At 46.8% G+C, this 13,147-nt stretch carries 20 protein-coding genes and 1 pseudogene; 2 read left to right on the top strand and 19 right to left on the bottom strand.

Annotated features, from left to right (window positions below):
- Nucleotides 1-153: 153 nt before the first annotated feature.
- From ACK28X_RS05290 to ACK28X_RS05245, 10 genes and pseudogenes are all read right to left on the bottom strand, one after another.
- On the bottom strand, nt 154-819 hold the full coding sequence (locus tag ACK28X_RS05290; protein WP_412057131.1) for a lysozyme: 666 nt from the start codon (nt 817-819) through the stop codon (nt 154-156).
- A 67-nt stretch (nt 820-886) separates the two neighbouring features.
- A complete protein-coding gene (locus ACK28X_RS05285) occupies nt 887-1,075 on the bottom strand; it encodes a hypothetical protein (protein WP_412057380.1) in 189 nt (62 codons plus the stop codon).
- The gene (locus ACK28X_RS05280; protein WP_412057379.1) at nt 1,047-2,120 is read right to left on the bottom strand and encodes a late control protein; all 1,074 of its coding nucleotides are present in this window, start codon (nt 2,118-2,120) and stop codon (nt 1,047-1,049) included. The genes ACK28X_RS05285 and ACK28X_RS05280 overlap by 29 nt, the downstream gene beginning before the upstream one ends.
- Nucleotides 2,121-2,124: 4 nt before the next feature.
- Entirely contained in the window at nt 2,125-2,340 is a 216-nt protein-coding gene (locus ACK28X_RS05275) for a tail protein X (protein WP_412057129.1), read from the bottom strand.
- A gap of 1 nt (nt 2,341) precedes the next feature.
- Entirely contained in the window at nt 2,342-2,647 is a 306-nt protein-coding gene (locus ACK28X_RS05270) for a phage tail protein (protein ID WP_412057378.1), read from the bottom strand.
- Between the two features lie 72 nt (nt 2,648-2,719).
- On the bottom strand, nt 2,720-4,597 hold the full coding sequence (locus ACK28X_RS05265) for a hypothetical protein (protein WP_412057377.1): 1,878 nt from the start codon (nt 4,595-4,597) through the stop codon (nt 2,720-2,722).
- A complete protein-coding gene (locus ACK28X_RS05260; protein ID WP_412057198.1) occupies nt 4,581-4,730 on the bottom strand; it encodes a GpE family phage tail protein in 150 nt (49 codons plus the stop codon). The genes ACK28X_RS05265 and ACK28X_RS05260 overlap by 17 nt, the downstream gene beginning before the upstream one ends.
- A 5-nt stretch (nt 4,731-4,735) precedes the next feature.
- The gene (locus ACK28X_RS05255) at nt 4,736-5,062 is read right to left on the bottom strand and encodes a phage tail assembly protein (RefSeq protein ID WP_412057197.1); all 327 of its coding nucleotides are present in this window, start codon (nt 5,060-5,062) and stop codon (nt 4,736-4,738) included.
- A 10-nt stretch (nt 5,063-5,072) separates the two neighbouring features.
- Entirely contained in the window at nt 5,073-5,570 is a 498-nt protein-coding gene (locus ACK28X_RS05250; protein ID WP_412057376.1) for a phage major tail tube protein, read from the bottom strand.
- Nucleotides 5,570-6,760: pseudogene (locus ACK28X_RS05245) on the bottom strand (phage tail sheath subtilisin-like domain-containing protein). The gene ACK28X_RS05250 and the pseudogene ACK28X_RS05245 overlap by 1 nt, the downstream one beginning before the upstream one ends.
- Before the next feature lie 163 nt (nt 6,761-6,923).
- Between ACK28X_RS05245 and ACK28X_RS05240 the strand changes: the two are divergent.
- Complete coding sequence (locus ACK28X_RS05240) at nt 6,924-7,148, top strand: type II toxin-antitoxin system ParD family antitoxin (RefSeq protein ID WP_412057375.1); 225 nt, start codon at nt 6,924-6,926, stop codon at nt 7,146-7,148.
- 48 nt (nt 7,149-7,196) lie between these two features.
- Nucleotides 7,197-7,556, top strand: a complete 360-nt coding sequence (locus ACK28X_RS05235; protein WP_412057374.1) for a type II toxin-antitoxin system RelE/ParE family toxin — start codon at nt 7,197-7,199, stop codon at nt 7,554-7,556.
- Nucleotides 7,557-7,584: 28 nt separating this feature from the next.
- Here ACK28X_RS05235 and ACK28X_RS05230 read toward each other — a convergent pair whose 3' ends face one another.
- From ACK28X_RS05230 to ACK28X_RS05190, 9 genes are all read right to left on the bottom strand, one after another.
- The gene (locus ACK28X_RS05230) at nt 7,585-7,800 is read right to left on the bottom strand and encodes a hypothetical protein (protein WP_412057373.1); all 216 of its coding nucleotides are present in this window, start codon (nt 7,798-7,800) and stop codon (nt 7,585-7,587) included.
- A 95-nt stretch (nt 7,801-7,895) separates the two neighbouring features.
- A complete protein-coding gene (locus ACK28X_RS05225) occupies nt 7,896-8,498 on the bottom strand; it encodes a hypothetical protein (protein ID WP_412057372.1) in 603 nt (200 codons plus the stop codon).
- A gap of 183 nt (nt 8,499-8,681) precedes the next feature.
- The gene (locus ACK28X_RS05220) at nt 8,682-9,281 is read right to left on the bottom strand and encodes a hypothetical protein (RefSeq protein WP_412057371.1); all 600 of its coding nucleotides are present in this window, start codon (nt 9,279-9,281) and stop codon (nt 8,682-8,684) included.
- Between the two features lie 32 nt (nt 9,282-9,313).
- Entirely contained in the window at nt 9,314-9,562 is a 249-nt protein-coding gene (locus ACK28X_RS05215) for a hypothetical protein (protein ID WP_412057370.1), read from the bottom strand.
- A gap of 74 nt (nt 9,563-9,636) precedes the next feature.
- On the bottom strand, nt 9,637-10,608 hold the full coding sequence (locus tag ACK28X_RS05210; protein ID WP_412057369.1) for a hypothetical protein: 972 nt from the start codon (nt 10,606-10,608) through the stop codon (nt 9,637-9,639).
- Nucleotides 10,609-10,635: 27 nt separating this feature from the next.
- A complete protein-coding gene (locus tag ACK28X_RS05205; protein WP_412057119.1) occupies nt 10,636-10,824 on the bottom strand; it encodes a hypothetical protein in 189 nt (62 codons plus the stop codon).
- 12 nt (nt 10,825-10,836) lie between these two features.
- Nucleotides 10,837-12,096: a hypothetical protein gene (locus tag ACK28X_RS05200; protein WP_412057368.1), complete on the bottom strand. Its 1,260-nt coding sequence runs from the start codon at nt 12,094-12,096 to the stop codon at nt 10,837-10,839.
- A gap of 2 nt (nt 12,097-12,098) precedes the next feature.
- Nucleotides 12,099-12,635 carry a hypothetical protein gene (locus ACK28X_RS05195; RefSeq protein WP_412057367.1) on the bottom strand — a complete coding sequence of 179 codons (537 nt, stop codon included), beginning with the start codon at nt 12,633-12,635 and terminating at the stop codon, nt 12,099-12,101.
- On the bottom strand, nt 12,592-13,140 hold the full coding sequence (locus ACK28X_RS05190) for a hypothetical protein (protein ID WP_412057366.1): 549 nt from the start codon (nt 13,138-13,140) through the stop codon (nt 12,592-12,594). The genes ACK28X_RS05195 and ACK28X_RS05190 overlap by 44 nt, the downstream gene beginning before the upstream one ends.
- Between the last annotated feature and the right edge of the window lie 7 nt (nt 13,141-13,147).

Genomic DNA, 13,147 nt, shown 5'->3' with positions numbered 1-13,147 from the left:
TATCTTATCCCCTATAAGTATATAGTACTTTAAACATTCAAAGAGCGTTTATAGGACATTATTCACATCTTATATCACATCTTTGTATTTGTTTCTATAGTAAAAATATTTTAACTAGAACGCTTGATACGTATAAACCCGTCAGTTAATCAGCTACAACCGTCTCTCTTTTTCATGGTGTAGGAAGACAAAAACACCCACGCTTGCGGCTAAAATCATGATGAGAGCAAATGCCCATTGCACAGGACCAGAACCACTCACAAAGCCACTTAGCCCTGATAAAGAACCAATAAGCGGCGCAATCGTTCCAGCCTTTAACAAGGCGCTCTTCTCGCTTACTTGTGGTGTTTGATAATGTGATACCACAAAGTCACCGCGCGCCCAAAGGCCAGCCTCAGCGGCGCGGCGATTGACCAAGCCAACAATACGCTTACCCCCTGCCTGCACCCATTTGGCAAGTTCACTTGGTACACAAGTGTAATCACCTTGATTAAGCTTCTTGAGAAGGGTTGAGCGTTCAAATGCATCTACCCCCACATTAAAGCAAAAGGAAACAAGTGCTCCAAATTGATTGTCGTTTAATTCAACGCTAACAAGGCCATCAACGGCTTGCTCATATTGGTGCAGATCTTGCAACAAAAGTGCTTCGGCCTCTTGTTCACGCAATACCATGCCTTGTTTGGGATAGGGAGCACCTGCGGCGGCCGTGTGGCCATAGCCAATCGTCCACACACCCGCACTATCGCAATAGGCTTCACGCCTTAAACCTTCCCATTGCTTGATCAGTGCAAGCCCTTCTTTGCTAATCCTTCGGGTCATGATTACTCCAAAAAAAAAAAACCCGCCTAAGCGGGGGATTGTGGTTTCATAGAATAGGTGTGGTAAACTAACTTATATGGATCACATCATCATTAGCGGTATTTTGTGGAGGTGCATTGTCATCAATGAGATCATCCTTTGAGGGTGTGGTTGCTTGGATATGATCGACAATGCGCTCTTGGTTTTCATCAAAGATCTCACATTCAACGCTTGTGACATAGCCACTTTCAGCGGTAAGCTTGTGACTTACGCTCAACGCACGCCAAGTGGAGGGCATATAGGGTCGAAACGGTGGCGACAAGACAATCTTGGTGGTCTGCCATGATAGAAGGTGCTCCGCCCATCTCAAAGCTAAATTTGGCTTTGCCGCGTGTCGCCTCATTCTTTTGTGTGCTGGCAAGGCTTACCGCCGCCGCCTCATTATGGGCTCTGTGACGCGCTTGTTGATAAGGCGCGTTGCCTACTTGCACGCTTTTTACAGAACCAGAGCGAATATCATTATATTGTACCGTAACACCACCCTTATCCGCAGGCCTGTCGTCTTTCTTATCCATATCCCCGCTATGGATGATATCCTCTTTGCCACTTGGCTTTGTGTCCTTCTCCTCTGGCAATTCCCAAGCTGTGCTGGCTAAACCATTGGCTTGACCCGCCTCAACCCGCGCTTCATAGCTAAACTTCCAGTCAGAACACATGCTTTCTTTAAGCGTAAACACGCCTAAATCAGTGCCACTTAGGCTTTTAGCCGTACCACGCTTAGCCAAAACCAACTTGCCATCTACGGGCTTAGCCACTGCGTCATACATAGAAGCCAGCCACCGTGCCGCAAAGGCCATGTCACTTTCATTATGCTGATCTATATGCCGAATAACAATTTTAGCTAAATCCCTGTCCAACTTCGCTTCAAACCCATTGCGTGTTGCAATCTCTTGAGCAATCGTGCCTAAGGTAGTTTGATGATAGGATTGGCTTTTGGCGCTACGATAAGTTTTATGCATATCAGCGCTATGGCCAGTAATCGTTAAACTGCGCGGATTGGGTTTTAGTGCTATCGTATCAATCGTAAAGCTACCAAGGTCGCGCACCTCTCCCTCTGTATAGCCTAAGCGCACGCCAATAACCGTACCAATCAACGGGATAGTCAAACCATCATGACCCGCGCTCTTTGCATCATCAAGGGTAAGGGTTAAACTATTGCTTTTATTGGCCGCTTCATCCTTTACTTCAACTTCTAACAAATAGGGCGCTATTTTGTTTGTGATGTCTCTCTCATGGCTGATGATCTGACAAATAGGCTGCATGGGCTTAATCCCAAATGTTCACATAGGAGCCTGCGTTGGGGGTCGGTAGATCAGGCAAAACAAGCTTAAGACCCGCAGGCAAATGCGCTCCATAATCGGTCAAACGGTAATTAGCTTCATAAACAAGGCGTAGCGCCAAATCTTGGTAAGCCTTTGGGTAATAATTATAACAAATGGCATCCACCATATCGCCTTCACGCGTAAGATAAATCTCATCCATACTATTGACCGCTATATTCTTTAAGGTTGATGGTAAATTCTTGACGCTTTGGTTGGCCATCACGGGTAAAAATGGTGTTCTCTTCCTCTACGCTTTCAATAATAAATTCGCCAAACACCTTACCATCACCAGAGATAAGCAAAAGCGGTTTTCCCTCGCTCGCCATAGCGCGCATCGCGTCCAACTGGCCATAACCACCACGCCACTGCGGGTAGATCACCCCTTCAAGGCTGATGCTTGTTGCATTAAGCGTTGGGTTTTGCAAAACGGGCTTACGGCCTAAGCGCGCTTGCTCAAACCCAGCCATAACTATCGCTTCGTGCCCATCTTTGATAAGGCAATTGCCGCAGGGAAAAGCGAAAGTCGCCTAACGCCATCATCATGCTAAATCACCCAATTGTGCCATGAGCTCACGGCGCTGTTGCATGGCCATGTCTTGCAAGGTACGCTTGATCTGCGCGGCAACGTCTTTAACATCGCCATTGCTTTGCACCGTAAGATTGCTAATCGTTATGCTTGGATTATAGGCAACAGTATTGGGAGCGCTATAGCCACTAAGACGCGGGATAGTAGCAGTGGGCGTTTGTGGTTGGCTTGATGCTATCTTGGCTTGTGCCTGCGCGTCTGCTTCCAATTGGCTATTGCCATCGCTAACAATGTTTCGTTGTACCTCTTCAACGCTTTTAGTCGTTACCGTAGCGCCAACATTAAGGCCTAATTTGTTTTTTACCCAGTTAGGCATCCAGCTGATAAGACCCATAATCTTATCTTGGAGCCATTTTGTTAAGTTATTCCAACCCAATTTTAAGCCATTCCATAAAAAGCTACAGATGCCTTTGCCAAAATTTAACATGCGGCTACCAATATTACTGATAACATCAGTAATAAAGTCAAAGCAGGTTGCAAAAAAGTCAGTAATCCAATTCCAGCCGGTTTTGATGCCCTCCCATAAAAAGCCGATGATCCTCTTACCAAGCCCTAAGAAGTCAATGCTAGATATATAATTGACAACATTGCTAAAGACATCAACAACCTTCTCCCATGAGCTAGCTAGAAAGTCTGTAATGCTACGCCAGTTCTTAATAGCCAGTACCAGCGCGCTAATCCCCACAATAAGCCAACCAATAGGTGTTGCCAGCATCGCCGCGCCTAGACTTATAAAAGCAGGTACAAGCGCCGCAAGTGCCCCAATGAGCGGTCCTGCTATATAGAGGCCAACACCCACAAGCGCCAGCTTTAGGTGATTGCTCAAAAAGCTTGCCACAGGCTTTATGCAATTATAGACCCATTTAAAACTCTCTGCCCAGTCATCTATGCTCTTGCGTAAGTCTGATGTTGGGTCTTTTAAGTCCTTCAAGGTTCCTTTAAACCACTCTAAACCCTCTTTGATCTTGTCATTGATTAAATTCTTATTGGCATCAATCAATTGATTAAGCCAATCAAGAGTCTCTTTCAAAATGGGCATAAACCCTACAGAGATCCGCTTGGTAAAGGTGCTAAAGCGATCCGAAAGGCCTTTCATACTATTATTTAAATCAAGTGCCCCCGCCACCGCATCATCACCAATAATGCTTCCCGAAGCGCGCGCCTCTTGGCGCATGGCTTTGATCTCTTCACGTGTTTTGCCCATAAAGGCCAAAAACTGCGGCCCCTTATCAAGGCCAAAGACTTGCTCGCTTAAGCCTTGTTGGCCTTCTTTCTTCATCTGCCCCATGCGCTCAATGAGATCGCCAAACAGTGCGGCGGGGTCTTTCATTTTTTCTTTAAGGCTTTGTGCACTATAGCCAAGGGCGGCAAAGGCTTCTGCACCTTTCCCTTTGCCCGTGGCGATAAATTCATTGGCGCGCCGCGTCATCTGTGCAAGACCATCGCCCATACTATCAGCCGTTATGTTAAAACTATCGCCTGCATATTGGAGCTCTTGCAAGCTTTCCGCTGAGGTGCCAATGGCTTGTGCCCAATTATTAAGGCTAAGGGCATTGGTTGTTAGCTTCTTCTCAAGCCCATAAACACCGGCTACCAAACCACCACTGCCAAGCCCTACAAGAGCTGTCAACTTCGCAATCCGTCCTAAGCTTTTGTTTGCACCAGCCCCCACATTGTCAAAAGCCTTGCCTAAACCTTTGACCGATTTTGACAAGGTAGAAAGACCTGTAACCCGCCCCATCTTATTGAGCTTAGTTTGCATACGTTTAATGGGACCGGATATTTTATCTTCAAGCGATAGCTTGATCACGGCATTAGCTAATTTGTCCATGATGATCCTTTGAAGGTGGGGAAGGTGGTTCAGGTGGTTCAGGTGGTGTTAATCTTTTGCGCGCCCACTCGTGCCAAGAGACGAGCTCTTGTGGGGTGAGTTCTAGAAGCTCAGAAAGCGGCCAATGAAACACAAGGGCTAGGTCGGTGATGTAGGTGGCGGCTGTGTCCCAATCTCTAATTGGGATGGCCGCAAAAAATGGCCAATCATCTCCGCAAGGGCGTTCATGTCATACATGTCTAGTGCCGCTACGGCTTCTGGGGGCCAACCAGATAGCCTTACAATAAGCTTCTCAACTTGTTCCTGCTTTATACGCTCTAAGTCTACATGGCGTAAGTCTCCAACTGCGACACGCCGTAGTGTGATGTCCTCGTGAACCTTGCCTTCAAACTCAAGCGGCATGGCAAGCTCATATGTTTCTTCTAATGCAAATTTCCCTGCTAGACGTTTAACATTAACGCTCATGTTTTTTCTCCTAAAGTCCAATATTCGTGCGGTGTGCGGCAAGTTGATCAACGCCGCCAATGCGTTGGATCATGTTAACAATGTCAATCTCGGCATATTCCACATTGTCTTGTTCATAGCGGAAATATGAAAGCGTATAATCAATGGTTTGCGTGGTCTTTTGTCCTCCTTGCCATTGGCCAAAGTTCAAGCCTTTTTGAAGGCCACGTACAGAAATCACCACGGGCTCTTCTTTGCTACCTTGCGCCTGTACAGAGCCGCGCAAAATTAACGGCGTGTTAGGTGTGCTAAATAGCGTTAATAATTTAGGATCATAATCAGAAATCACCATTTGCATGGTCATGACATCAAGGCCTAACTCAATCTCAACAGGTCCATTCATACCAGCGGCGCGATGGCTTTCTACTTGTACCGTAAGATTAGGCAAAGTGACGCTATCAACGCGCCCAAGGTAAGAGCGACCGTCAAGATAAAGATTAAAATGTTTGAGAAGACGAGGTAACGCCATTAGAAAACTCCCTCAAAATAATCATTGGTTAGCCTTGAGCGAAAGACGATATGCTCAGCGGGTGTTGGGTGGTGGGGTGAAGTCTATGTCAAACCACACAACACCATCGGCTAAAGAGGCGGGCCTATTAAGTTCAGGATTGGCAATGCATTTGCCACCAAGAATGGCACCTTGGGCTTTGAGATCACGCAAATAAGCGTTCACACTTTCGCAAACATCGTCAAAATAGGTTTTGGTAATGGTACGGTCAATCGCCCAGAGATGACTACGCAAGATGCTGTCTTCAATCATATCAGCGGTACGTACCACCGGCAAAAAGGCCCATTTGGTTTCGCTTGCCAAGGTACGATTGCCCCAAAGCCGATAGCCATTTTCGCGAATAATGGTGGTGATCTTGCTTGCATTTAACAGATTAGCTCTGCTTGCTTTGTCGCCAAGCGCAAAGTCAACGGGGCGCGCAAGCCCCAATACCCCATTCAAGACTTGGTTGGACGGTGACCACCAAAAACCTTTCTCATAGTCAATTTTGGCAATCAACCCAGCAACTGCGGCGCTTGCTGGCAGGGTAAGTATATGATCACCTGCGCTAACCTTAACAAAGGGGTCAACCATATAAAGGCGCTTGGAAGATAAATCAGCAGCATATTGCTGTGCGTCTTCATCGGTTGTATTGGGTCCATCAATTACTGCAATGGCGCGAAGCTTTTGCGCAATGATGCTAAGCTTAGCAACAACGGGGTTTATGATAGGCTTCTTGCTTTTTTCCTCTTGGGGTCGTTGATGGGTAAAGCCTGCCGCACATAGAATACGTGGTTCCAACCCCAGTTTAGACTTAGCGGCTAAGAAGGCGTCAAGGCCTTCATAAGCGCCGGCCTCATTTACACCGCCAAGGACTTTTGCAAAACTTTCCCTATCTTCCTCAACCCGCACCACCACAATCACCGCACCAATTTGGTTAAAGATTTGTGCAACAGCATCAGGGAGTGTGCCACGGGCTTTACCTACTGCGCCTAATTTTGCCGCTTTAAGCCGTGATCCCGCGATCAATACGGGTTCATTAAGCGGGAACACTTCTCATCAGCATCAGGTGCTGTGCCAATCAAGCCAATAACTGCGCTATTGACTGTGCGTATGGGGCGGGGGCCGTCGTCAATCTCAATGACTTCAGCACCATGTAAAAAATCTGTCATAGGGTAACCTTTCGTTGCGAAAAGAAATTAGTAAGCTTTGATAAAGCTGTATTTGAAGTGCTCTTTTATGGAAGCCATAAGCTGAGTTTGTATAACAATATTTGGCATATATTGACATTTAACGCCAAAGTCCTATCATAGCAGGATGAATAGGAGCATACACATGGCTAGTAGTTTGAATATTTCTTTAACCGATGAGTTACGCGCCTTTGTAGATAGCCACGCAGGTGACGGCACGCTTTATGCAACGCCAAGCGAATTTGTTCGTGCTGTTTTGCGTGAAAAAAAGATGGTGTTAGAGGCTGCGAAAATCCGCGATGGCCTTATGCGTGGTTATCAAGATGCATCAAATGGGCGTACGATCCCCTATACAGGTTCGTTCGGCTAAAGCGGGGCACAATCTATACAAAAAAATGAAAAGCACTGGTGAAGCTTAATGCAGCTTGAAATTACTTTCAACGCCTATGCTGACCTTGATGAGATTGCGCTTTACACCACCCAATATTGGGGGCAAAAGCAGGCCGAAAAATACCTAAGTCTTATCTACCTAGCTATTGATAGGATTATGGAAAATCCAAGGGCGCTTTTACGGAGCGATAGCCAAATATCAAAAAATCTGTTCTTTTATCGCGTTGAGCAACATTTTATTTTTTGTGATTTAAGCCCTAAGCGCCTTACGGTTTTAACCATTCAGAATGCAGCACGCGATTTACCAGCCCGTCTTCTTGATTTGGAAAAGAGCTTGAAAGAGGAAGCGATTATGCTGCATTACCGCTTACAAAATCGTGATGAATAAAAGGCTTACTTTTTAGGTTTCAGCTTTTTTAATAGGCGTAGATAATCGGATATCTGGTGGAACATCTAATACCACTTTTTTCTGTTTCCTCTGGCGGGATGAACTGTCCATTCTCATAGCGCCAACCAATACCCGCTTCATTAGAGGGAATGGCAATCGCTCCGTCATCAAATGGATAGGTGTAGTTCTCGGGCGCAACGATTGTGTTAACCACCACGCCGTCTTTTACAACTGCGTAATACATGCTGTTTCCTTTGATTGTGTTAATTTAGTACCAAATTTTGATTAAAACCATACCATTACCGCCGCGGCCTCCACCGCCGCCTCCACCGCCGCCTCTTATCTCGCCATCAGATCCATATTTTCCGCCGCGGCCGCCAAATTGAGATGCACCACCCCCACCACCTTGTGTAGCGCCACCACCTCCGCCCCCATAAAGACTATTCCCCCCATCACCGCCTTGTTGATAACCATAGCCTCCACCACCTCCGCCCCCATAAATAGAAGAAAGGCCATTCCTTCCATATCCCGCTCCATTGAGATCTGCTTCTCCCCCATCGCCACTGAAATGGCCTCTGTGGATATTCTACTTAGAATAGGGCCGCCACTACCGCCTCCGCTTGGACAATCGCCACTAGTACCACCGCTTGCGAATAGATGTCTGTCAAAGAATGTACTGCCACCATTAAAACTGCCGTTACTGCCCTTCCCAACAATCACGTTCAATGGCGTAGGCAAATCTTTTCTCAAATATTTAGCTACGCCACACCCTCCACCCCCGCCGCCACTACCGTCTTTGCCGCCGCTACCGCCTCCGCCCCAAGCCCATACTTCTATGAAACTATCATCAGTGACTTCAGCTGGCCATAAAACAGTTTTGCTTTCGAAAATTTCTATCTCTTCATCTGGTGGCAATAGGCCTTTCAACTGCATTTTTAGCATAGCTAATTGTTGTCTTAGTTCTAGATTGCTCGCACCATCCCCGCCGCCTTTAGCATCAATCTTTTGAGTGAGTTCACTCTTGGTAGCGTCAATCCTCTCAGCTAAGGCTTGCTCAACATCTTCAATTTTTTTGTGTTAGTGAATAGGCTGTTATGTCCTTTGGCACAGGCATCAACGTATCCCTTATTTTGTATTCCAAAAGCGTATAGAGACACTGGCAGATTCTCCATGCTCGCCCCGATAGCTTTGACCACCACCGCTTTCATAACAGCGGGCTTTCCCGCCAGCACCACCCCAGCTACCGCCACTGCCACCGCTACCGCCATACGCATAATTTGACCAGTCATAAAATAAGGTCTGACCATTTGATCCGCGCGACCCGTCCACTGCTCTAACGGGGCTTGAACCCTGCTTAGCGAGGCCATAATTATCCCCACTACCACCGCTACCGCCTAGGCCTATATAGGTGGTGCCAGAAGAACAACGCGCGTCAGTACCATCATTACCGCTCCCAGCGTGTAATATAGTATCTATTGTGACACTAAGGCCTATATGAACATAGTGGTTATCTTTTAAATCGGCTTTAAATCCATACCAAACAGATCGACCGCCCCCACCGCCGCCGCCTCCACCACCAGCACGATACTCATTACTACTTAGCCAATTATGCTCATAATAATAATCACCGTCCCCACCATTCCCACCCGCACCATAGGCTATGATTTCAATAGCCGTGTCATCATCTACCCATTCTGGAAACTTAATATAACCGCTTGTCTCCAAATAAAGCGACGCATCAGCTGTCTTTGGCCAATTTAGGGGGTTATTCCAAATTTTTTTTTTAAATCAGCAAATTGCGCATCAAAGGCTTTTTTTTGATTGGCTAGCCGATTTTGCATATCCTGTTCTTGTTGCTTTAGCTTTTGATTAAGCTCTTGCTCTATCTGTTGCTTAGTAGTGGTAATGTCACGCTCTATCTGTTGCTTGGTACTAGCAAGTGTTTGGTCGGTCTCTTTCTTAGTATAGATGTCACTGGCATCGTTCTTTAAATAGCCCCAAAACAAAATCTGCGTGCCGGCTTTAAGCGGCGCTGTTAGTTTGAGGCTAAAGGTGCTCGTTGCTTTGTTAAAACTTAATCCTAATCTTCATAATAACTATTGCCGCTTATAAAGACCATGCCATCATCAAACCCACCATCAACCTTAAATGGACCCGTTTCACCCTCTACTTTTGTGACATAAAGCTGTTGACGCAAACCACCAATCGACACCGTAGAAGTGGGAACCCAGCCATCTTTAGACATTTGCTTCATCTGATTGGGATGTTGGCTTATATCAAACGCCAAAGTGCCGATAGGAGCCTTGACAGGTAAGCTTGTAAGCGCCCCTAGATAGCGTTGTTTAAAATCAGCAAGCAATTGTTGCGTGTCATTTTTTGCTACTTGCGCACCATTGCGTGCTTGTATCGCATTGTTTAAATCGACATGCACGTGCTGCTTATCGTCTTCGACCTTTTGTTTATCAAGGGCTACGTCATCGCGTAACCTTTTCGTCTGATCAAATAGGGTCTGACTAGCCATGGTTGCGGCGGCTAAGGCTGATACTTGCCAATCATCTAAGGGGCCAAGCGTTGCATCGCTGTTTGCCCCATAAACCGCCATGACAAATAGTCGTAAAACCGCTCTCTCACGATCATAGTGAATCATCCGGCAAATGGCGTAAGCCGTACTATCATGCTTGCTGGTTAAAGCCACGAAGGGCGAGGGCACAAAGCTTTCGGCTTGCTCACCCTTAACTAAGGCAATATCGCGGATATCCCCTTGGCGAACGCTTAAAGCACCATCCACATCAGCAAGCAAAAACCCAAGTTCTGTGAGTTTGCGCAAACGCTCTGTTATCGGCCCTAAAATCTCATTAAGCCGTTTAAGCCCCATAGCCAACACTTCATTATTGGCTTCATCAAAGCTAAAGCTTTGGCCTTCAACCTTTAATAGACGCGTGTCAAGATCGCGCACCAAACGGTTCCAGCGCACATCATCTAAAATATCACTACCGCGTACACAATAGGCTGGATAGCGGCTTTCTGGGTGTTTCTTTTCTACCTGCTGCACAGCTAAAACCTTTGTTTATCTTCGCGCTTAAACCTCTGGCCCAACTCTAATGACTTCCTCAATCAGAGCGGGGTCAACATCTTCAAGCAGGCTTCCTAGAAAATAATTAGTACTAATGGCGGTATAGGTTGTATTATGAAGAGTCACTGGTCTATTGAATGTGACCTTATAATAGATATCGGCTTCATATTTGCTCTCTTGTGTCGTCTTTGCCATGAGTCTTCTCCTTTACGCTGTGCGACCAATATCAACGCGCTCTGCTACGTGATAGGTGTTAAGTGGGCTTTTAGTGGTGCCGGTAATCTTGATTTTATAGGCTTTGAGGGAGGTAAACTTAAATTGCCAGCGCCGCTCTATCGCGTTGGGATCTTCAGTTTTATAATCCTTGACGCTACTTGGCGCGGTAAGGCTTTTAAAATCATCACCAGCCATAAGTCGCACAACGCATGTGTGGTTAGTCTGCTCGTAGTCTTCAAGCCTTAAGCGCACCTCTACAAGGGTGACGCCTGTAGGCATTGTGCGTGCCTTTGAGATATGGGTATAATCTGTGCGTGCGCGCGCTGTTGTGATGCTTGACGCAGAGCCAAAGGTAAAGCTTGGCATAAGGTCAGTTGTTCCAATGAACACCAAGCGCGCTTCATAAAGCGGGTTAAGACCGAGCAAGAGGTTTGGTGCATCGCTAGCAATGGGTCTCCATTGGCCTTCAACACGGATTTGCCACACCAATTGACAGCCTTCGGGCACAAAGCTTTCGGCCAAAATATCAACATCACCAATGCCGCCTTCCAACACCCATGGCTCCACTTGCACTTCTGCGCGTGTTGCGTTGAAATGGGCATAATAAAGGCGCATAGCAAGATCAATTTTAGCGTCGCCCATAAACCAGCCGCCGCCATCGCCCGAATAAAAATATTGGCCTTGGCCATATTTATTGCCATTGATCGTGCAGGCCATATGCGCACCATCTGTTACCAAAACCAAAGCATAGCGGCCTTTGGTCACAAAGACGGGGCCTATAGGGACTTTGGTCTCATGGGGATAGACTTTAAGATCCTCTACTGCGATCTTGACCCGCGCCAACACCTTGTTCAAATCAGGTGCGCCGTGATCGGTTTCTGTGATCAATACATGGATGTCACCCGTTTTAGCGATTTGTGAGAAGAACAAATCAATATGGGTCAACCAACCATCCTGTGCATTGAGCCATGTTTGCGCGGCAATCGTGCCGTTTAGGGTGAACGTTTCCACCTGCGCATCCCAATAGGCTTCATCATAACTATCATACCAAAATTGGGTCACCCGCACATAGCCCGTATGGGCGGCGGCGTTGCGACGATCTTCTGGTGTTACTTCCCATGTCTCACCATCCCTGCGAAAGATCCCCGTAACGGGGTCATAGCGCCCCGAATTCCACCAAGAAGAATTGGTGCACACCGACCTTGTAACCCCATAGCGTATGCGTGTGCGGGTGCGGGTCTTTTGCACCATGTTCACACCGCTTCGCACCGTATATTGCGAAAGGATAATCTCACATCCTTACCCGCAAGATCAAGCCTTAGTTTAGGACTATAGGCGGGAAGCGCAAAATTGCCATTAAGCATAACACGCGGCTCTAATGGATTAAGCAAGTTGATATTAGCTTTGCGCTCAGCCGCGTTGCCAAAGCGTATACCTTCTTCAACCTTACAAAGATACTCAGGGTGTTGGCTATCACTATCGGATTGCTTAAGGCTTAAATAGTGATCAGCACCCCAAAAGGACATATCTTCAGGCATGCCAACCCGCGCCTTGAGGCGACCAATATCAGCGGCGGCATTAAAAAACTCATCTTGGCGCACCACGCCTTTAAGGCTTGATGCTAAGGCGGTCATATCGGTATCCAGCGTATCAATGCGCTTACCTGTGTTGTGCATCCAGCCTTTCACATTTGTGATATCGGTTTGTACCTTCTCAAGCGAGATAATCCTATTCTCTTGCACCGCTTCAATTGAGGCTATGCCCGCAGGTGTGAGCGTGACATAGGACATAGGCTACAGGTACCACAGCGCTATCAAGGATGGGCGGTTGTGGATTGGCGTTCTCAATGCCTTCTACCGCATTAACCTCTGCAAAGCGCTGATTGACGGTCGCTACGGGGCGTGGTTCGATCTTATTTGACCATTCATCTGACTCTTTATCCGACTTCTCCTTTACGAGAAAGGTAACTGGTTCAATAGCGCTATCAAGCGTTTTGCCCCAAACCGCAATGGTGACAATTTTCTTAGTGATGGTTGGTAGGTAGTTGGCAAGGGATAAAATCACCCCATTATCTTCTTGGCGCGCATATACTTTGCCATTGTAATAAAGCCTGCCTTCGCCAACCGTTACCTCCATGGGGCCGGTCTTGGCTACGGGAAAGTTCCAAAATTTGGTGGTGCTGGTGATTGCATCATGGACAATATGATCCAAACCCTCGCGCGCAAACTCACCAATATTATTGAGAGAGTCTGAGGTCATTTGTTGTTGTGGATAAAAGATGGCGGTCTTTTCCATAAAATAC

It is taken from the genome of Bartonella sp. DGB2, assembly GCF_046843095.1.
Taxonomy (GTDB): domain Bacteria; phylum Pseudomonadota; class Alphaproteobacteria; order Rhizobiales; family Rhizobiaceae; genus Bartonella.
Note: the sequence above shows the minus strand (reverse complement) of the source record. Positions and strands in the feature narration are given on the sequence as shown.